Below are 20,135 nucleotides of genomic sequence, written 5' to 3'. Positions count from 1 at the left end.
TGCGTCATGGCACTTGGCTTCACTTCGGCGGTCATAGCCTGCGAACTTCATTCGGCATCTTCCTCTAAGGGATCCAGTCATGCTCCATTCCTTGCGCTTCGCTGCCCTCGTCGGCGGCCTTATTCTGAGTGCGTCCGCGCTGGCGGTGGATATCGATGCCGCCAGCTATGGCTACCCCTTGACCAACCCGTTCGAGGCGACCATCGCCACTACGCCACCGGACCTGCGCCCGGAGCTGCCCCCGATCGAGGACATCAACCAGGCTGACCATAGCCTGACCCTGCGCCCGGAACGCGAGTTCATCCTGCCGGACAATTTCTGGCCGGTGAAAAGCCTCACCTACCGCATGGCGACCCAGGACAAGCCCGCACCGCTGATCTTCCTGATCGCCGGCACCGGTGCGCGATACGACAGCAGCCTCAACGAATACCTCAAGCGCCTCTATTACAAGGCCGGTTACCACGTGGTGCAGCTGTCGTCGCCCACCAGCTTTGACTTCATGAGCGCCGCTTCACGCTTCGCCACACCCGGCATCACCAAGGAAGACGCCGAAGACATGTACCGGGTGATGCAGGCCGTGCGGGCGCAGAACCCCAAGTTGCCGGTGACCGAGTATTACCTCACCGGCTACAGCCTCGGCGCCCTGGACGCGGCCTTCGTCGCCCATCTGGACGAAACCCGACGCAGCTTCAACTTCAAGAAAGTGCTGTTGCTCAACCCTCCAGTCAACCTCTACACCTCGATCACCAACCTGGACAAACTGGTCCAGACCGAAGTCAAGGGCATCAACAACACCACCACTTTTTATGAATTGGTGCTCAACAAGCTGACCCGCTACTTCCAGCAGAAAGGCTACATCGATCTCAACGATGCCCTGCTCTATGACTTCCAGCAGTCCAAACAACACCTGAGCAATGAGCAGATGGCGATGCTGATCGGCACCTCGTTCCGCTTCTCGGCGGCCGACATTGCATTCACCTCGGACCTGATCAACCGTCGCGGCCTGATCATCCCGCCCAAATTCCCGATTACCGAAAGCACCAGCCTGACGCCGTTCCTCAAGCGCGCGCTGCAATGCGACTTCGACTGCTACCTCACAGAGCAAGTGATTCCGATGTGGCGCGCGCGCACCGACGGCGGCAGCCTGTTGCAACTGATCGATCAGGTCAGCCTGTATGCGCTCAAGGATTACCTGCATGACAGTCCGAAGATTGCCGTCATGCACAACGCCGACGACGTCATCCTTGGCCCGGGCGATCTGGGCTTCTTGCGCAAGACCTTTGGCGACCGGCTGACGGTTTACCCATTGGGCGGTCACTGCGGCAACCTAAACTACCGCGTCAACAGCGACGCCATGCTGGAGTTCTTCCGTGGCTAAATATCTCCTGCTTATCGCTGCGTTAATGAGTGCCGGCATGGTCCACGCCGATAACAGCAAGGCCAACGCGCCTGTGGTGGTGGACTCCGACGGTTTCAAGGAGCCGTTGAGCAAGCTCAAGTTCAACCCCGGGCTGGACCAGCGTGAGTTCGAGCGTTCGACCCTCAACGCCCTGAACGTCTATGACCCGCTGGAGTCCTGGAACCGCCGCGTCTATCACTTCAATTATCGATTCGATCAGTGGGTGTTCCTGCCAGTCGTCGATGGCTACCGTTACATCACGCCTGGTTTCCTGCGCACCGGGGTGAGCAACTTCTTCAATAACCTGGGAGACGTGCCGAACCTGATGAACAGCCTGCTGCAATTCAAGGGCAAGCGTTCGATGGAAACCACGGCGCGACTGCTGCTCAACACCACCATCGGCATCGCTGGCCTGTGGGATCCAGCCACCGCCATGGGCCTGCCGCGCCAGAGCGAAGACTTCGGCCAGACCCTGGGCTTCTATGGCGTGCCCGGCGGCGCGTACTTCGTCCTCCCGATCTTTGGCCCTTCAAACCTGCGTGATACCTCGGGGTTGCTGGTGGACTACACGGCTGAATCGGCGATCAACTTCCTCAACGTTTCAGAAGTCAGCGCCAACCACCCGGAACTGCTGCTCCTGCGCGCCGTGGACAAGCGCCACCAGACCAGCTTCCGCTATGGCCAACTGAACTCGCCATTCGAATATGAGAAGGTGCGTTACGTGTATACCGAGTCGCGCAAGTTGCAGATTGCCGAGTAACTCCCGGCCACCCCAAAACCCACTGTGGGAGCGAGCCTGCTCGCGATAGCGGTCTACCAGCCAACATAAATGTTGAATGGCAGGCCCTCATCGCGAGCAGGCTCGCTCCCACAGTTGTTTTGTATTGCCAGACTCAGCTTTTCAGCGCTTTCCAGACCTTGCCAACCACCATCACACCCGCCAACACCACCGCCCCGGCGACAATCCCCGCCACTGCATTAAGCAGCAACGGCACGATGAACCCGGCGCCGCCAGCACTGGCTGTCAGGCCTTCGATCCAGTGATGCACCACCGGCACGCCATGGGTCAGGATGCCGCCGCCCACCAGGAACATCGCCGCCGTGCCGATCACCGACAGGCTTTTCATCATGTAGGGCGCGGCGCGCAGGATGGCGCCACCGATGCTCTTGGCGAGTTGCCCCGGCTTCTGCGTCAGCCACAACCCCAGGTCATCGAGCTTGACGATGCCGGCTACCAGACCATAGACGCCGACGGTCATGACGATGGCGATGCCCGACAGCACGATCACTTGTTGGGTCAGCGGTGCATCCGCGACGGTGCCGAGGGTGATGGCGATGATTTCCGCCGAGAGGATGAAATCGGTGCGTATGGCGCCTTTGATCTTGTCCTTCTCAAAGGCCACCAGATCGACCGCCGGGTTGGCAACGGCCTCGACCAATTGCGCATGCTCGGCCTGGTCTTGCGCCTTGCTGTGAAGAAACTTGTGGGCCAGTTTCTCGAACCCTTCGAAACACAGGTAGGCGCCCCCCACCATCAGCAATGGCGTGACCAGCCAGGGTACGAAAGCGCTGATAGCCAACGCCGACGGCACCAGGATCAGTTTATTGATGAACGATCCCTTGGCCACCGCCCAGACCACCGGTATTTCCCGCTCGGCACGCACGCCTGAGACCTGCTGGGCATTGAGCGCCAGGTCATCGCCGAGCACGCCAGCGGTTTTTTTGGCAGCCATTTTGGTCATCAAAGCAACATCGTCGAGCACCGTGGCGATATCGTCGATCAGTAACAACAAACTGCTTCCGGCCATGGAAGAACTCCTTGAACAATAATGCTGCGCAGCATAGCGCGCCCGACGTGGCCTCGGGGCATTCTTGAGCGCTTCGCGAGGCCGGTGCTACCATGCGCCACCGCCAGAACAGGCAAGGAACCCCTGGGTTTATGAGCACTATCCGCGAGCGCAACAAAGAACTGATCCTGCGTGCCGCCAGCGAAGAATTTGCCGACAAGGGCTTCGCGGCGACCAAAACCAGCGATATCGCGGCCAAGGCGGGCCTGCCCAAACCCAACGTCTACTACTATTTCAAATCTAAGGAAAACCTCTACCGCGAGGTGCTGGAAAGTATTATCGAGCCCATCCTTCAGGCCTCGACCCCGTTCAACGCCGACGGCGTGCCCGGCGAAGTGCTGAGCCACTATATCCGCTCCAAGATCCGCATCTCCCGCGACCTGCCTTTCGCCTCAAAAGTCTTCGCCAGCGAAATCATGCACGGCGCCCCGCACCTGAGCGCCGACCTGGTGGAACAGCTCAACGCCCAGGCCCGCCATAACATCGACTGCATCCAGACCTGGATCGACCGAGGTCAAATCGCCCCCATCGACCCCAACCACCTGATGTTCAGCATCTGGGCGGCCACCCAGACCTACGCCGACTTCGACTGGCAAATCTCCGCAGTGACCGGCAAGGCGAAGCTGGACGAAACGGATTATGAGGCCGCGGCGCAAACGATTATTCGGCTGGTGTTGAAGGGGTGTGAGGTGGATCGCTAGGCTTGGGAGCGCATCGCCTTCATCGCGAGCAGGCTCGCTCCCACAAGGGTTCTGCTGTGAACTCAAATTTTGTGAACAACTGAGATACCTTGTGGGAGCGAGCCTGCTCGCGAATGGCGGCAACTCGATTTCAAGTCATACCCAGATGGCATCCCAAAGCGGATATTCGCCAAGTCGCTCCACCAAACCTGCCCGCAACGGGTTGGCAACTACATACCGAGCCAGTTTTATCAATTCATCCTCCCGCCGTAATGCACAGTCATGGTATCCCTGCTGCCAGAGATTCCCCGTCCTGCCAACCGCCTCGTTGACCCCCTTGGCACTTAAGGATTTCACCTGGCACATCAACTGCCCCAAGGATCCGCGATACAGTTGGATCAACCAATGGAAATGATCAGGCATCACGACAAAAGCCAGGGAATCAGCAATGCCGTGCTCCTGTACCTCCTTGAATTGACGGATGACTATCCTGCCCAAACCATAGTCCTTAAAGACAGGCTCGCGACCGCGCGTATTGGCTGTCAGTAAATAGATGCGGTTTTGCTCTGCATAGCGACCGATGCGCAGACGGTGTGAAGCTGAACGTAAAGGCATCCATTGCCCTCCTTTCCCAGTGAAGTTTTGAAAGGCTAGCGCTGTGAATGCAGCATCATGGTCAAACTTTTAGCTGGATGTGTCTGCTCGATTGCTTTCGCGAGCAAGCCCGCTCCCACACTTGATCTGCGGTATTCACACATTTTGTGTCCATACCAAAACCTGTGGGAGCGGGCTTGCTCGCGAAAGCGGCAGTCGCGTCACCGCAGCATCAAGCCACCCCCGCATCCGCCTTCAACCCCACCCCCTCCACAGCCCTGATCGCCACCTGCTCATCAATGTCCGAGGTGTCGCCACTGATGCCGATGGAACCCAGCACCCGCCCATCCTCGCCTTTGATCAACACCCCACCCGGTGCCGGCACGACGTTGCCCTGCCCCAGGCCGTTCAACGCGGCGAAGAAGGCCGGGCGTTGGTGGGCGTCCTGGGCGAGCAGGCGCGAGCCCTTGCCCAGGGCGATGGCGCCCCAGGCCTTGCCGATAGCGATCTGAGGACGAAGCAGGCTGGCGCCGTCTTCGCGTTGCAAGGCAATCAGGTGGCCGCCGCTGTCCAGGACCGCAATGGTCAGCGGTGCAGCGCTGATTTCACGGCCTGCGGCAAGGGCTTGCCCCGTCAGGTTGATGGCGACTTTCAAGGTTAAAGCGCTCATGAGTGCTGTCCTCTTTTGTTGTGGGAAGCGTTCCAGGCAATGCCTTCGGCAAAACCAGACGCAAATAATAGAACACAATAGAACATATTTTTGTATACAATAATTCCAACAACACGACCATAGCGACGAAGCACCGCCGTATTTACGGCCTTCCGACGAATGAAACAGGTGCTTGAGGAAATGGATTGACCTGCGCCGTCCGCCGTGAATAAACTCTGCGCAAAGCCACTTGTATACAATTATAAAACGTAAGAGGCACAAAACCATGAGCAAAATGAGAGCAATCGAAGCCGCCGTTCTGGTGATGCGCCGTGAAGGCGTGGACACCGCCTTCGGCATCCCGGGTGCCGCGATCAACCCGCTGTACTCTGCCCTGCAAAAGGTGGGTGGCATCGATCATGTCCTCGCTCGCCACGTTGAAGGCGCCTCCCACATGGCCGAGGGCTACACCCGCACCAAGGCCGGCAACATTGGCGTGTGCATCGGCACCTCGGGCCCGGCGGGGACCGACATGGTGACGGGGCTCTACAGCGCTTCGGCCGACTCGATTCCGATCCTGTGCATCACCGGCCAAGCGCCCCGTGCCCGCCTGCACAAGGAAGATTTCCAGGCGGTGGATATCACCAGCATTGTCAAGCCGGTGACCAAGTGGGCCACCACCGTCCTGGAACCGGGCCAGGTGCCGTACGCGTTCCAGAAGGCCTTCTTTGAAATGCGTTCCGGCCGGCCGGGTCCGGTGCTGATCGACTTGCCGTTCGACGTGCAGATGGCCGAGATCGAGTTCGACATCGACGCCTACCAACCGCTGCCGCTGGCCAAACCTGCCGCCAATCGCGTGCAGATCGAAAAGGCCCTGGCCATGCTCGATCAGGCTGAACGCCCATTGCTGGTGGCCGGCGGCGGCATCATCAACGCCGATGCCAGCGAGCTGCTGGTGGAATTCGCTGAACTGACCGGTATCCCGGTGATTCCCACACTGATGGGCTGGGGCACGATTCCCGACGATCACCCATTGATGGTGGGCATGGTCGGCCTGCAAACCTCCCACCGTTATGGCAATGCGACGCTGCTCAAGTCGGACGTGGTACTGGGCATCGGCAACCGTTGGGCCAACCGCCACACCGGTTCGGTGGATGTCTACACCGAAGGGCGCACCTTCATTCATGTGGACATCGAACCGACCCAAATCGGCCGCGTGTTCACCCCGGACCTGGGCATCGTTTCCGACGCTGCCTCGGCACTGACTGCGTTCATCGAAGTCGCCCGCGAATGGCAAGCCGCCGGCAAACTGAAAAACCGCAGCGCCTGGCTGCAGGACTGCCAGCAACGCAAGGCCAGCCTGCAGCGCAAGACGCACTTCGACAACGTGCCGGTCAAACCCCAGCGTGTGTACGAAGAAATGAACCAGGTCTTCGGCAAGGACACCTGCTACGTCAGCACCATCGGGTTGTCGCAGATCGCCGGGGCGCAGTTCCTGCACGTCTACAAACCGCGCCACTGGATCAACTGCGGCCAGGCCGGCCCGTTGGGCTGGACTATCCCGGCGGCGCTCGGGGTGGTCAAGGCCGACCCGAGCCGCAAGGTCGTGGCGTTGTCGGGGGACTATGACTTCCAGTTCATGATCGAAGAGCTGGCGGTCGGCGCGCAGTTCAAGCTGCCGTACATCCACGTGGTGGTGAACAACTCCTACCTGGGGTTGATCCGCCAGGCCCAGCGCGGGTTCGACATGGACTACTGCGTGCAACTGTCCTTCGACAACCTCAACGCGCCGGAACTCAACGGCTATGGCGTGGACCACGTCGCCGTGGCCGAGGGCCTGGGTTGCAAGGCGCTGCGGGTGTTCGAACCGTCCGGCATCCAGCCGGCGCTGCGCAAAGCCCAGGAGTTGATCGAGGAATTCAAGGTGCCGGTGATCGTCGAGATCATCCTGGAACGGGTGACCAACATTTCCATGGGCACCGAGATCAACGCCGTCAACGAATTCGAAGACCTGGCACTCGTGGGCAACGATGCACCGACCGCAATTTCGTTGCTCGATTGAGTGCTGAATCCTCCTGTGGGAGCGAGCCTGCTCGCGATAGCGGTGGGTCAGTGTCGGTGATGTTGGCCGTACAGCCGTCATCGCGAGCAGGCTCGCTCCCACAGGGACTTTGAAAATATTTACAGGAGACCCACCATGCCGCGTTTCGCAGCCAACCTGTCCATGCTGTTCACCGAGCAGGATTTCCTCGCCCGTTTCGAAGCGGCCGCCAAGGCCGGTTTCACGGGTGTCGAATACCTGTTCCCGTACGACTACAGCAGCGCCGAGCTCAAGGCGCTGCTCCAGGCCAATGGCCTGACCCAAGTGTTGTTCAACCTGCCGGCCGGCGACTGGGCCAAGGGCGAGCGCGGCATTGCTTGTCTGCCGGACCGGGTTGAAGAGTTCCGCTCGGGCGTTGACCTGGCAATCGCTTATGCCCAGGTGCTGGGCAACACCCAGGTCAACTGCCTGGCCGGGATTTGTCCGCAGAACTGCGACAAGGCCCTGGTGGAGAAAACCTTTGTCGCCAACCTGAAATACGCTGCCGAGAAACTGCAGGCCAAAGGCATCAAGCTGGTGATGGAAGCCATCAACACCCGCGACATTCCCGGTTTCTACTTGAACAACACCGCCCAGGCCCTGTCGATCCGCGAGCAAGTAGGCAGCGCCAACCTGTTCCTGCAATACGACATCTACCACATGCAAATCATGGAAGGCGACCTGGCCCGGACCCTCTCGGCGCACCTGGACCAGATCAACCATGTGCAATTGGCGGACAACCCGGGACGCAACGAGCCGGGAACCGGCGAGATCAACTACCGCTTCCTGTTCGAACACCTGGACCGCATCGGTTACCAAGGCTGGGTCGGCTGTGAATACAAGCCACTGACCAGCACCGAAGCGGGCCTTGGCTGGCTGAAAAGCCATAACGCGGTTTGACCCAATTTTCCTGTAGGAGCTGACGAGTGCAACGAGGCTGCGATCTTTCCCCTGACATTTGAGTCCCGGGAGAAAGATCAAAGGATCGCAGCCTCGCTTCGCTCGACAGCTCCTACGAGCAGCGATCACAACAAGAGGATTTTCTCATGGCTAAAATCGGATTCATCGGCACCGGCATCATGGGTCTGCCCATGGCATTGAACCTGCAAAAGGCCGGGCACAGCCTGCTTCTGAGTCAGCACCACGACCCGGCCCCCGCCGATCTGCTGGCCGGCGGCGCGGTGGCGCTGGCCAACCCGAAAGAAGTCGCCCAGGAAGCCGAGTTCATCATCGTCATGGTCCCGGACACCCCGCAGGTCGATGACGTGCTGTTTCGCGCCGATGGCGTGGCGGCGGGCGTGGGCGCGGGCAAGGTGGTCATCGACATGAGCTCGATCTCCCCTACCGCCACCAAGGCCTTCGCGGCCAAGATCAATGAAAAAGGCGCGCAGTACCTGGATGCCCCCGTGTCCGGTGGTGAAGTCGGCGCCAAGGCTGCCACGCTGAGCATCATGGTCGGCGGCGACAGCGCCGCTTTCGAGCGCGCCCTGCCGCTGTTCCAGGCCATGGGCAAGAACATCACCCTGGTGGGTGGCAACGGCGACGGCCAGACCGCGAAAGTGGCGAACCAGATTATCGTCGCGCTGAACATCCAGGCCGTGGCCGAAGCCCTGCTGTTCGCCGCGAAAAACGGCGCCGATCCGGCCAAGGTTCGCGAAGCGTTGATGGGCGGTTTTGCCTCCTCGAAGATCCTGGAAGTACACGGCGAGCGCATGATCAAGGGCACCTTCGATCCGGGCTTCCGCATCAGCCTGCACCAGAAGGATCTGAACCTGGCCCTGCAAGGCGCCAAGGAGCTGAACATCAACCTGCCCAACACCGCCAACGCCCAGCAAGTGTTCAGCACCTGCGCAGCCATCGGCGGCAGCCACTGGGATCACTCGGCGCTGATCAAGGGCCTGGAGCACATGGCGAATTTCTCTATTCGCGATAACTGATGCGTCACAAAACCCTGTGGGAGCGAGCCTGCTCGCGATAGCGGATTGTCAGTCAACATTGATGCTGAATGTCAGGCCCTATCGCGAGCAGGCTCGCTCCCACAGGAAATCGAGTTGCCCTGCCTAACAACAAAAATATCGGGAGTCCGCCATGTCGGTCGATCCGCAACATTTGCTCCGCGAGCTGTTTGCCGCAGCCATCGATGCCGCCCATCCGCAGCATGTCCTTGAACAGTATCTGCCCAGCGACCGCAGCGGCCGAGTGATCGTCATCGGCGCCGGCAAGGCCGCAGCGGCCATGGCGCAGGTGGTCGAGCGTTGCTGGCAAGGCGAAGTCAGCGGTTTAGTGGTGACCCGCTACGGCCATGGCGCGCCCTGCCAGAAGATCGAAGTGGTGGAAGCCGCGCACCCGGTGCCTGATGCGGCGGGCCTGGCGGTAGCCCAACGGGTGCTGGAGCTGGTCAGCCACCTTAACGAAGACGACCGGGTGATTTTCCTGCTGTCCGGCGGTGGCTCGGCGCTGCTGGCGCTACCGGCCGCTGGCATCACCCTGGCTGACAAGCAATCGATCAACAAGGCGCTGCTCAAGTCCGGCGCCACCATCGGCGAGATGAATTGCGTGCGCAAACATCTTTCGGCGATCAAGGGCGGACGCCTGGGCAAGGCTTGCTGGCCGGCGACGGTCTACACCTACGCGATTTCCGATGTGCCCGGCGACCTCGCCACGGTCATCGCCTCCGGCCCCACCGTGGCCGACCCCAGCACATCGGCCGAAGCCTTGGCGATCCTCAAGCGCTACAACATTGAAATACCGGCTTCGGTGCGCAACTGGTTGCAAAGCCCGGAATCGGAAACCGTCAAACCCGGCGACCCGAGCCTGGCCCGCAGCCACTTCCAATTGATCGCCCGCCCCCAACAATCACTGGAAGCGGCGGCGGTGAAAGCCCGCCAGGCCGGTTTCAGCCCGTTGATCCTCGGCGACCTGGAAGGCGAATCCCGGGAAGTGGCCAAAGTCCACGCCGGTATCGCCCGGCAAATCGCCCTGCACGGACAGCCTCTGGCGGCGCCATGCGTGATCCTCTCCGGCGGCGAAACCACGGTCACCGTGCGCGGCCATGGCCGGGGCGGACGCAACGCAGAGTTCCTGCTCAGCCTGACCGACAGCCTCAAGGGTCATCCCGGCATCTACGCCCTGGCCGGCGACACGGACGGCATCGACGGTTCCGAAGACAACGCCGGCGCCATCATGACCCCGGACAGCTATCGCCGTGCCGCCGAACTGGGCCTGAGCGCCAGCGACGAGCTGGACAACAACAACGGCTACGGCTACTTCGCCGCGCTGGAGGCGTTGATCGTCACCGAGCCGACGCGTACCAACGTCAACGACTTTCGCGCCATCCTGATTCTTGAGAACCCCAAACATGACGCCTGATAAAAAGGTCAAGATTCTCGCGACCCTTGGCCCCGCTACCCGTGGGATCGATGACATCCGTGAACTGGTGCAGGCCGGTGTGAATATTTTTCGCCTGAACTTCAGCCACGGCGAGCATGCCGATCACGCCCAGCGCTACCAGTGGATTCGTGAGGTCGAGCAACAGCTCAACTACCCACTGGGCATTCTGATGGACTTGCAGGGCCCGAAACTGCGCGTGGGCACCTTCGCCGACGGCAAAGTGGCGCTGCAACGCGGCCAGGCCCTGCGCCTGGATCTGGACGCCACGCCCGGCGATGAACAGCGGGTCAACCTGCCCCACCCACAGATCATCGCGGCCCTGGAGCCCGGCATGGACCTGCTGCTGGACGACGGCAAGCTGCGCCTGCGTGTGACCGCCAAGCACGCCGATGCCATCGACACCCAGGTGCTCAATGGCGGCGAACTGTCAGACCGCAAAGGCGTGAATGTGCCTCAGGCCGTGCTCGACATGAGCCCGCTGACCGCCAAGGATCGTCGCGACTTGAGCTTTGGCCTGGAGTTGGGCGTGGACTGGGTGGCGCTGTCGTTCGTGCAGCGCCCCGAGGACATTCGCGAGGCGCGTGCGTTGATTGGCGACAAGGCATTTTTGATGGCCAAGATCGAGAAACCGTCGGCGGTGACCCGGCTTCGGGAGATCGCCGAACTGAGCGACGCGATCATGGTTGCCCGGGGGGACCTGGGTGTCGAAGTGCCGGCCGAAAGCGTGCCGCAGATCCAGAAGAACATCATCGGCACCTGCCGCGCCCTCGGTAAACCGGTGGTGGTGGCCACGCAGATGCTCGAATCCATGCGTTTTTCTCCCGCGCCCACCCGAGCCGAAGTCACCGACGTGGCCAACGCCGTGGCTGAAGGCGCCGATGCGGTGATGCTGTCGGCGGAAACCGCTTCCGGCGATTACCCCCTCGAAGCCGTGCAGATGATGAGCAAGATCATCCGCCAGGTGGAGAACGGCCCGGACTACCAGGCGCAGTTGGATGTCAGCCGACCGAAGGCCGACGCCACGGTGTCGGACGCCATCAGTTGCGCAATCCGGCGTATCAGCAACGTATTGCCGGTGGCGGTGCTGGTGAACTACAGCGAATCGGGCAGTTCCAGCCTGCGGGCGGCGCGGGAGCGGCCGACGGTACCGATCCTCAACCTCACGCCCAACTTGCAGGCCGCCCGCCGTCTGACGGTGGCCTGGGGCGTGCATTCGGTGGTCAACGATCGGCTGCGCCAGGTGGACGAAGTGTGCTCCACCGCCCTGGAAATCGCCCAGGCCCAGGGCATGGCCCAGCGCGGCGACACCCTGCTGATCACCGCCGGCGTGCCGTTCGGGCAGCCGGGGTCGACCAATTCGTTGCGCATCGAGACATTGATTTAGCGCGCCTGTATCGGCCTCATCGCGAGCAGGCTCGCTCCCACAGGGGTTTTGTGAACGCCACAGATCCAGTGTGGGAGCGAGCCTGCTCGCGATGAAACCAACCCGGTCCATCAGACACACCCAACCATGCCCAACACCCACTGCCCCGACTGGGCCACCGCCCTACTCAACGGCTTCAGCCAGATTTTCCTCCAGCGGCATCCGCTGTGTGGCCTGTTGTGCCTGCTGGCGATTCTCTGCACCGCCCCCGCTTTGTTGGGGGGCGCGTTGCTGGGCGGCGTGGCCGGGTTACTCACCGCCCAGCGACGCGGTTATGCCAAGGTTGACCGACAGGCTGGGCTGTTCAGTTACAACGGCATCTTGCTGGGTTTGCTATTGAGTCTCGCCATACCTTGGTCAGCCGTGTTACCGCCCTTGATTATTGCCAGCGGCGGCCTCGGCGCGATGTTGACTCAGCAGTGGCTCAAGCGCAGCCGTGGCCCTCAGTGCCTGCCCGCCTACACCGCGCCGTTCGTGGCACTGGCCTGGTTGCTGCTGAGTTTCGCACCACCACCGCCGTCACCCGTTTTGGTTGAACTGACAATGGCCAATCTTATGGCCGCTTACTGGAGGGGACTGGGCCAAGTCATGTTTCTCGACCAGCCATTGGCCGGCGCGCTGATCGCTGTGGGCTTGTTGATTGCCAACCCACGCGCCGCCGGGTGGGCGCTGCTGGGTTGCGCCGCAGGCCTGGCATTCTCCCTGCTGCATCACGACACGACCCAAGCCCTGTCGGGGCTCGGCGGCTATAACCCGGCCCTGGTGGCGCTGGCCCTCAGCCAACAAAGCCATCAGCGATGGTTGCCGCTGGCGGGCATTGTGCTGGCGGTCATGCTCACACCCGGCTTTCTCGCCCTCGGTCTGGCACCACTGACCGCCCCCTTCATCCTGGCCTGCTGGCTGGTTCATGCCACGGCCCGGGTGTGGCAACCGGCCAGTCTCGACACTGCGCCTTGCGCTTTGCGGGACAATCACCCTAGGCTTCGCTGACTATTGGTTCAGGCGAAGGTTATGGATAGCAGCAACTGGCGTGAACGCCTCTACGTGATCATTTTCCAGACCGACACCGTGGCCGGCCGACGCTTCGACAGCACACTGCTGTTGATCATCCTCGCCAGCCTGGTGATCGTGATGCTCGACAGCATCGACAGCGTGCACCAGAACTACGCCTCCCTGCTGGCCGCCATCGAATGGGGGTTCACCTTCATCTTCATCGTCGAATACGGTCTGCGCCTGTACTGCTCGCCCAAGCCCCTGCGCTATGCATTCAGCTTCTACGGCCTGGTGGACTTGCTGGCGATCGTGCCCGGAATCCTGGCGCTGTACTACAGCGACGCCCAGTATCTGCTGATCGTTCGTATCATTCGCATGCTGCGGATTTTCCGCGTGCTCAAGCTCAGCCCCTACCTCAAGCAAGCCAACTACCTGATGACGGCGCTGCGGGGGAGCAAGCAGAAAATCATCGTGTTCCTGGTCAGCGTATCGACCCTGGTGACCGTGTTCGGCACCTTGATGTACGTCATCGAAGGCCCCGAGAACGGTTTCACCAGCATTCCCAAGGGCATCTATTGGGCCATCGTCACGCTGACAACCGTGGGGTTTGGCGACATCGTGCCCAAGACGCCATTGGGCCAGGTGGTTTCGTCCTTGGTGATGATCACCGGTTACTCGATCATCGCCGTGCCGACGGGTATTTTCACGGCTGAACTGGCCACGGCCATGCGCGGTGACCAGCTCAAGCATGATTGTCCGGTCTGCAGTAAAAACAACCACGATCATGGTGCTGCTTTCTGCTCGCGTTGCGGCAATGCGCTGTTCAAGAAACTGGAATAGAAGGCACTTTCAATGTTCACAGCCCCTTGAGGCGGCCTCCATCATCAATGGCAAGCATGTCCGATATCAGCCACAAAGCCTGTTCCAGAGCCCGCTAAGTCTTTAGCCTCACGCCACTCTTCCCATTCACTGACGAGATTGCCATGAGTGCCCACTCACCCACCATACCCGCCAGCACAAGCCTGACTCGCGGCATGGTCCTGCTCTTCGCCTTCTGCTGCGGCGCCATTGTCGCCAACATCTACTACGCCCAGCCCATCATCGAACTGATCGCGCCCGATGTGGGCCTGAGCAGCACCATGGCCAGCCTGATCGTCTCGCTGACCCAGATCGGTTATGCCCTGGGCCTGTTTTTCCTGGTGCCGCTGGGGGACCTGCTGGAAAACCGTCGCCTGATGATCATCACCACCGTCGTGGCGATTGCCAGTCTGTTGGCGGCGGCGTTCACTGATCAGCCCAACGTGTTCCTGCTGGTTTCGCTGCTGGTGGGGTTCAGTTCGGTATCGGTGCAAGTCCTGATCCCGCTGGCGGCGCACTTGGCCCCGGAGGAATCCAGAGGGCGGGTCGTGGGCGGCATCATGGGCGGCCTGCTGCTGGGGATCCTGCTGGCGCGGCCGATCTCAAGCGTGGTGGCCGATCACTTCGGCTGGCGGGCGATGTTCATGATCGCCGCAGCCTTGATGGCGGCGATCAGCATCGTTCTGGCATTGACTGTGCCCAAGCGCCAACCCGACCACAGCGCCTCTTATGGCCAACTGCTGGGCTCGCTCGGCACCCTGTTGCGCCAGCAGCCGCTGTTACGGCAACGGGCGTTTTACCAAGCCTGCATGTTCGCCACCTTCAGCCTGTTCTGGACCGCCGTGCCGCTGGAACTGTCGCGCAATCATGGCCTGTCGCAAACTGAAATCGCCCTGTTCGCCCTGGTCGGTGCCATTGGCGCCATCGCCGCGCCCATTGCCGGTCGCCTGGCGGATGCCGGCCATACCCGCATGGCTTCGTTGCTGGCAATGCTGTTGGCCAGCCTGAGTTTTCTGCCAGCGTTCATCCATCCGCTCTACAGCGTCATTGGCCTGGCGGTGACCGGTGTGGTGCTGGATTTCTGTGTGCAGATGAACATGGTCCTGGGCCAGCGCACCATCTATGCCCTCGATGCCAAAAGCCGCAGTCGTCTCAATGCGCTGTACATGACCAGCATCTTCGTCGGCGGCGCGTTTGGCTCATCGATTGCCAGCGCGGTGTACGAGCACGGCGGCTGGTTGTGGGTAGTGATCGTCGGCAGTGCCTTCCCGCTGATGGCCCTGCTGAGTTTCCTGAAGGCCTCGAAAAAACACGCACTGGCGACGGCCTGATACCGCCGCGGCAGGGTCGCAATGCCCGGCGGCAAAGCCTGCCGGGCAACGTCAAAGAGCGGTCAGATCCGCACGTTGCCTCGCGGCCCGGCAATTGCCCAGATGATCAGGCCCAGCACTGGCAACAGCAGGATCAACAGCACCCACAGGACTTTTGCCCCCGTTCCTGCGCCACTCTTGAGCACATTGATGATCGCCCAGATATCGAGCGCCAGGATGATCAGGCCAATCAGGCCGTTGAAGGTGGAACCCATGGTGTCGCTCCCAGATGGTGATATGCACACTTAGGATAGCGGGGGCCCGGCGAGGGTTCCGTTTTATTGCTTCAGACGTGGATCGCAACCTTCAATGCTTCCAGGGCCGGCGCGGCGGCAATGCCGACTTCGGCGCACAGCTCCAGCACGCGCGGCACGTCGTTGCCGTACACCAGAACCATCTGCAGTTCATCGTCGAGCAACTGGCTGAAATTCATCAGCACATAGCCGCCGTTTTCCTTGTTCAGGCTGCTCATCTGGATCTGGATGCGATTGAGCGCCGTCAGGGCTTCGGTTTTCGCCAATTGCTTGGGCTTGAGATTGAAGGCCACGCCAGGGCCGAACGAGGCGACGATCTGTTCGAACAGGTCTACATAAGTGTCGGCCTGGAACAACACGGTGTCCGGCAGACTCCCCACCACCACCCATTCGCCCAATGGAATCGGGAAGCTGTCGTCGTAGTTGATGTCCGGGTTGGCCGCCAGAAAAGCCGCCGGGTCGGCGTAGGCCTGGGCCGCTTCGTCAGCAATTTTCGCAACGTCGGCATCGCCCAGGCAGCCGGAGCTTATTTTGCTGATGAGTTCGACGAGTGCGGCTTTCATGGGGAAATCCTGTGGCGATTGGGTTTTGAGGGCGCGCAGGATAGCGCATCACATCGGTCTGTAGGAGCTGCCGAGCGAAGCGAGGCTGCGATCTTTTCCCTGGCCATTGAATCTCAAGCGAAAGCTCAAAAGATCGCAGCCTCGCTTCGCTCGGCAGCTCCTACAGGGCCAGCAACTTTTCCAACTGCGCCGTGGTATCCACCGCGCCCATGGTCCGGGCTGCATCCAGGGCCGAGACGCCGTTGGCGTCCTTGGCCTTGGGGTCGGCGCCTTTGCTGATCAGGTAATCGACGATTTCCACACGATTGAACATCGCCGCCATCATCAACGCGGTGCGACCATCGAAAGAAGCGCCTTCCACCTGCGCCCCGCCATCCACCAGCGCGCTGACCACGGCCAGGTCGCCCTTGAACGCTGCGCCGGCAATCGGGCTCTGGCCGTTGTCGTTGCGGATTTCCGGATCGGCCTTGTTTTCCAGCAGCACTTTCACTGTCTCCACATGCCCGTGGTAAGCGGCCAGCATCAGCAAGGTGTCGCCTTTGTGATTACGCAGGTTGGGCGGCAGGCCTTTGCTCAGCAAGGCGGCCATCATCGCAGCGTCGCCCTGGCGCGCGACATTGAACACCTGTTCGGCAAACTCCGCAGCCTCTTCCGGGGTCATCTGGCGGCTTGTATCGGACATGGGGAACTCCACTTAAGTCTTCGCAAAGCGGCTAGTTTCCCGAGGGACTCCAGGCCTGTCATCCCTTTTTTCTCTGCACCGTGCATAGCCAGAATCAATAACGGTACTGCCCTTGCTGAATCTGCGCCGCCAGTTGCCGGTCGACCCGCACATAGGTCGCGGTGCCGGGCAGCCAGGCATAGACCGGCTCATCGCCCGTGGCGCACGGGTCGAAGGCTTCGCTCCTGAGACGGTTTTTCTGGTATTTGAAGGTGCCGGTGGTGTCCATTTTTACCTTGATGCGCAAGAACAACGGCACCGCATAGGCCGGCAATTTGCACTGCAAAAACTGCAACAGCTCAGCAAAATCCAGGGTCGCCAGGGATTCGGACGGGGTAATCGCCGCCATGCCGGCGCGGCCATTGGTGCCATTGATCTCGACGCCATAGGCCACCGCCTCGGCGACCTGCGGGTGCTGCAGCAATACATTTTCGACTTCCGTGGTGGAAACGTTCTCGCCTTTCCAGCGATAGGTGTCACCGAGGCGATCAACGAACTGCCCATGGCCAAAGCCGATGTTGCGCAACAGGTCACCGGTATTGAAATAACGGTCGCCAGGCACGAAGACATCTTTGAAGATGGTTTTTTCGGTCTTGGCCGGATCGGTGTAGCCGTCCAGCGGCGCCTTGTCGTCGATGCGCGCCATCAGCAGGCCCGCTTCGCCCTTGGGTACTTTCTGCATTCGGCCTTGCAGGTTGCGCAACGGCGCCCCGCTGTCATGGTCGTACTGCACCAGCTCCCAGCCCATCAGGGAAAACCCGACGGTGTTGTCGAAATTCAGCACATTGGTGAAGCCGATATTGCCGTCGCTGGCCGCGTACAGCTCGCAGATATGGTCGACACCAAAACGTGTCTTGAAGGCCGACCATGCCCCGGGGCGCAAGCCGTTGCCGATCATCTTCCTGACCTCATGCCGCCGGTCCTCGGCACTGGCGGGCTGGTCGACCAGGTAGCGACACAATTCACCGACATAGCCAAGGGTAGTGGCCCGGTAACGGCGAACGTCACTCCAGAACTGGCTGGCGCTGAACTTGCGCCGGATCGCAAATCCCGAGGCGCCACAGATCGCCGCCCCCCAGCACACGCACAGCCCCGTGGCGTGGTACAGCGGCAACGTGCAATACAAAACATCCGCAGGCTGCATGTCCAGGGCGATCAGGCCGAAACTGGTGGAAGTGCGCATCCAGCGCCCGTGACGGAACACCCCTGCCTTGGGCAAGCCGGTCGTGCCCGAGGTGTAGAGATAAAAACACGGGTCGTTGAAAAAAACCTGCTGGCTGCTGGCCGGGTTTTCGCCTGGGTGACTGGCGCTGCTGCTTATCAGGTCGATGAAACCGCAAGGCACGGCAGCGCTGTCCTGGTCGGCTACCCACCAGGTTCGCTCGCCTGACAGCGAAGTGCGGGCTCGCACGTCGTTGAACGCCGCGACCCGTTCTTCCCCGACCACCACTGCGACCGGGGCGACCAACGCCAGGCTGTGCACCAGCGCATCCCCGGTCTGTGAAGTGTTGACCATGGCGCTGACCGCACCCACTTTCGCCACCGCCAGCACCGTCACCAACAACTGTGGCCGGTTCTCGATGAAAATCGCCACGCAGTCGCCCTTGCCGATCCCCTGCGCCAACAGGTAATGAGCGATGCGATTGGCCTGTTCATTGGCTTGTGCATAACTCAACACCGTGTCGCCACACAGCAACGCCGGCCCTTGGGGATTGCGCTGGGTGGCCTGTTCGAAGCACCAGCCCAGGCCGCAAGGCTGGGTCGGGTCCTGGACGTTGGCCAGCTTCATGCCTCTGACGATACGGGGAATGGCCCTGGCAATAGTGGGTAGCTTGCGCAGCATCTTGCCCCAGGTAATGGCGTCGCTGGGTGTACGACTCATGGTCACTCCCGTTTGACCTCGTGGGTCTGGGTTCTTGTTGTCGGGCTGGAGCTCAATTGCGGTCGAAATTACGCCAGCGATTCCGGCGCTGTACATGCGGTTTTTGCAATGTTTTGTATCCACCCCTCCAGACAGGCGGAACAAGAGCGCCAGAAATTCAATTGGTTCAACAAAAGATCGCCCGACCACGCAAAATGCAGGATGCACGGTGGCCATTCATGCAAGTTGCACGAAAGCAAAAATGAGGGGAAATGTTAACCGATTGTTTTATAACGATTTTTAATCAAGCCCAACGCTGGCACAGACACTGCAACACCCTCTCCACGGTTTGCCACCACCCTGGAGCAGTCAAATATGAACATGATTCAAGAAAAGTTTGCGTCCCTGTTTTCCAACTACGAAGTGACCACCCAGGCCCGCCCGGATGGCGGTATCCTGCTGACCTTGCGCAACAGCGAAGGCAAACTGTTTAAACGCACAATTTCCTACGCCCAGTTGCACGCCGGGGACCAACTGTCCTGGGCAATCAGCGCCATCCGTCGCGACCTGGCGGAACAAGCCAGCGAATTGCCACAGATCGCCATGCTGCAAAGCCAGCATCGTTTTGCGCTACCGACCTATCACAGCGCCTGATTCTCTTTGCAGAATCGTGTGGGAGCGGACTTGCTCGCAAAGGCGGTGTGTCAGCTAACCGATATGCCGCCTGACACGCAGCCTTCGCGAGCAAGCTCGCTCCCACAGGTATCAAAAGGCTGAAGGTTCAATCCGGGCAAAACTGTCCACCGTGACATGCCCTTGCAGTTCACCGCCCTCGCGCGCCAATCCGCACGTCGCCATGCCGGCATCACGAGCCGCGTCCAGCTCCTGGACGATATCCGACAGAAACAGAATCTCCCCCGGCGCTACGCCCACCGCCGCGCTGATGCGCTGGTAGGACTGCACCTCCCGCTTGGGCCCTGATGTGGTGTCGAAATAACCACTGAACAACGGCGACAGATCGCCCGCCTCGGAACAGCCGAAAATCAGCTTCTGTGCCTGGATCGAGCCCGAGGAATAAACGAACAGTTGGAAACCTTCCTGATGCCAGCGCTGTAGCGCCTGCACCGCATCCGGGTAGACGTGCCCTTTCAACTGCCCCGCCTGATACCCCTGCTCCCAGACCATGCCCTGCAACGCCTTGAGCGGTGTGGCCTTGCGGTCTTCGGCGATCCACTCCAGCAGGATCGCGATGACGCGCTCCAGGTCAGCCCCCAGCTCACCGGTGTCCTGACGCACCGCTGCCAATTGCTCGGCCACATCGGCGCGGTCGGCATGCTGGCGAACGAAATCCGGGAGATGTCTGGCGGCATAGGGAAACAACACATCGAACACGAAACTCACCGCGCTGGTGGTGCCCTCGATGTCAGTGAGAATGGCTTTGATCGGCACAGGC

General features: G+C 60.8%; 20 protein-coding genes. 12 read left to right on the top strand and 8 right to left on the bottom strand.

From position 1 onward, the window contains the following. Positions 1–79 precede the first annotated feature (79 nt). Together BM132_RS21555 and BM132_RS21550 are read left to right on the top strand one after the other, a co-directional pair. Complete coding sequence (locus tag BM132_RS21555; protein WP_092400184.1) at positions 80–1,378, top strand: alpha/beta fold hydrolase; 1,299 nt, start codon at positions 80–82, stop codon at positions 1,376–1,378. After that, the gene (locus BM132_RS21550) at positions 1,371–2,159 is read left to right on the top strand and encodes an MlaA family lipoprotein (protein ID WP_092458648.1); all 789 of its coding nucleotides are present in this window, start codon (positions 1,371–1,373) and stop codon (positions 2,157–2,159) included. Before BM132_RS21555 ends, BM132_RS21550 begins: the two co-directional genes overlap by 8 nt. Before the next feature lie 133 nt (positions 2,160–2,292). Here BM132_RS21550 and BM132_RS21545 read toward each other — a convergent pair whose 3' ends face one another. Continuing rightward, positions 2,293–3,207, bottom strand: a complete 915-nt coding sequence (locus BM132_RS21545; RefSeq protein ID WP_092458646.1) for a DUF808 domain-containing protein — start codon at positions 3,205–3,207, stop codon at positions 2,293–2,295. A 131-nt stretch (positions 3,208–3,338) separates the two neighbouring features. On the opposite strand from BM132_RS21545, the gene BM132_RS21540 reads away from it, so the two are divergent. Next, positions 3,339–3,947 (top strand): TetR/AcrR family transcriptional regulator, encoded by a 609-nt coding sequence (locus BM132_RS21540; RefSeq protein WP_092400190.1) that lies wholly within the window; start codon positions 3,339–3,341, stop codon positions 3,945–3,947. A gap of 135 nt (positions 3,948–4,082) precedes the next feature. Here the strand turns inward: BM132_RS21540 and BM132_RS21535 are convergent, their stop codons facing one another. Both BM132_RS21535 and BM132_RS21530 read right to left on the bottom strand, forming a co-directional pair. Then, positions 4,083–4,541: an REP-associated tyrosine transposase gene (locus BM132_RS21535; RefSeq protein ID WP_092458644.1), complete on the bottom strand. Its 459-nt coding sequence runs from the start codon at positions 4,539–4,541 to the stop codon at positions 4,083–4,085. Between the two features lie 211 nt (positions 4,542–4,752). After that, complete coding sequence (locus BM132_RS21530; protein ID WP_092458642.1) at positions 4,753–5,190, bottom strand: GlcG/HbpS family heme-binding protein; 438 nt, start codon at positions 5,188–5,190, stop codon at positions 4,753–4,755. Between the two features lie 265 nt (positions 5,191–5,455). Here BM132_RS21530 and gcl point away from each other — a divergent pair, with 265 nt between their 5' ends. The 8 genes from gcl to BM132_RS21490 all read left to right on the top strand — a co-directional run bounded on the left by gcl (position 5,456) and on the right by BM132_RS21490 (position 15,244). Then, positions 5,456–7,231 carry a glyoxylate carboligase gene (gene gcl, locus BM132_RS21525; RefSeq protein ID WP_047229606.1) on the top strand — a complete coding sequence of 592 codons (1,776 nt, stop codon included), beginning with the start codon at positions 5,456–5,458 and terminating at the stop codon, positions 7,229–7,231. Positions 7,232–7,366: 135 nt separating this feature from the next. Then, positions 7,367–8,149: a hydroxypyruvate isomerase gene (gene hyi, locus BM132_RS21520; RefSeq protein ID WP_092400196.1), complete on the top strand. Its 783-nt coding sequence runs from the start codon at positions 7,367–7,369 to the stop codon at positions 8,147–8,149. A 146-nt stretch (positions 8,150–8,295) separates the two neighbouring features. Next, positions 8,296–9,186, top strand: a complete 891-nt coding sequence (locus BM132_RS21515) for a 2-hydroxy-3-oxopropionate reductase (protein ID WP_092458640.1) — start codon at positions 8,296–8,298, stop codon at positions 9,184–9,186. 151 nt (positions 9,187–9,337) lie between these two features. Continuing rightward, positions 9,338–10,618, top strand: coding sequence for a glycerate kinase type-2 family protein (locus BM132_RS21510; RefSeq protein ID WP_092458638.1), 1,281 nt, complete (start codon positions 9,338–9,340; stop codon positions 10,616–10,618). Further along, positions 10,608–12,023, top strand: coding sequence for a pyruvate kinase (pyk, locus tag BM132_RS21505; RefSeq protein WP_092458636.1), 1,416 nt, complete (start codon positions 10,608–10,610; stop codon positions 12,021–12,023). Before BM132_RS21510 ends, pyk begins: the two co-directional genes overlap by 11 nt. Positions 12,024–12,149: 126 nt before the next feature. Further along, on the top strand, positions 12,150–13,052 hold the full coding sequence (locus tag BM132_RS21500; protein WP_092458634.1) for an urea transporter: 903 nt from the start codon (positions 12,150–12,152) through the stop codon (positions 13,050–13,052). A gap of 21 nt (positions 13,053–13,073) precedes the next feature. Next, entirely contained in the window at positions 13,074–13,895 is an 822-nt protein-coding gene (locus BM132_RS21495) for an ion transporter (protein WP_092458632.1), read from the top strand. Between the two features lie 143 nt (positions 13,896–14,038). Then, a complete protein-coding gene (locus BM132_RS21490; protein ID WP_092458629.1) occupies positions 14,039–15,244 on the top strand; it encodes an MFS transporter in 1,206 nt (401 codons plus the stop codon). Positions 15,245–15,306: 62 nt separating this feature from the next. Here BM132_RS21490 and BM132_RS21485 read toward each other — a convergent pair whose 3' ends face one another. The 4 genes from BM132_RS21485 to BM132_RS21470 all read right to left on the bottom strand — a co-directional run bounded on the left by BM132_RS21485 (position 15,307) and on the right by BM132_RS21470 (position 18,703). Continuing rightward, positions 15,307–15,498, bottom strand: a complete 192-nt coding sequence (locus tag BM132_RS21485; RefSeq protein ID WP_047229615.1) for a PLDc N-terminal domain-containing protein — start codon at positions 15,496–15,498, stop codon at positions 15,307–15,309. A 71-nt stretch (positions 15,499–15,569) separates the two neighbouring features. Then, entirely contained in the window at positions 15,570–16,100 is a 531-nt protein-coding gene (locus BM132_RS21480; RefSeq protein ID WP_092458627.1) for a hypothetical protein, read from the bottom strand. A 160-nt stretch (positions 16,101–16,260) separates the two neighbouring features. Further along, on the bottom strand, positions 16,261–16,782 hold the full coding sequence (locus tag BM132_RS21475) for an ankyrin repeat domain-containing protein (protein ID WP_092458625.1): 522 nt from the start codon (positions 16,780–16,782) through the stop codon (positions 16,261–16,263). A 94-nt stretch (positions 16,783–16,876) separates the two neighbouring features. Then, positions 16,877–18,703 carry a long-chain-acyl-CoA synthetase gene (locus BM132_RS21470; RefSeq protein WP_092458623.1) on the bottom strand — a complete coding sequence of 609 codons (1,827 nt, stop codon included), beginning with the start codon at positions 18,701–18,703 and terminating at the stop codon, positions 16,877–16,879. A gap of 354 nt (positions 18,704–19,057) precedes the next feature. Between BM132_RS21470 and BM132_RS21465 the strand changes: the two genes are divergently transcribed. Next, positions 19,058–19,336, top strand: a complete 279-nt coding sequence (locus BM132_RS21465; RefSeq protein WP_042732342.1) for a DUF3509 domain-containing protein — start codon at positions 19,058–19,060, stop codon at positions 19,334–19,336. A 111-nt stretch (positions 19,337–19,447) separates the two neighbouring features. On the opposite strand, the gene mtnC is transcribed toward BM132_RS21465, so the two are convergent. Further along, positions 19,448–20,131, bottom strand: a complete 684-nt coding sequence (gene mtnC / locus BM132_RS21460) for an acireductone synthase (protein ID WP_092458621.1) — start codon at positions 20,129–20,131, stop codon at positions 19,448–19,450. Positions 20,132–20,135: the final 4 nt, after the last annotated feature.

The sequence above is a fragment of the Pseudomonas sp. NFACC45 genome (genome assembly GCF_900113505.1).
GTDB classification, from domain to species: domain Bacteria; phylum Pseudomonadota; class Gammaproteobacteria; order Pseudomonadales; family Pseudomonadaceae; genus Aquipseudomonas; species Aquipseudomonas tehranensis.
The sequence above is the reverse complement of the archived record's forward strand: the minus strand, read 5'-3'. Positions and strand labels throughout refer to the sequence as shown.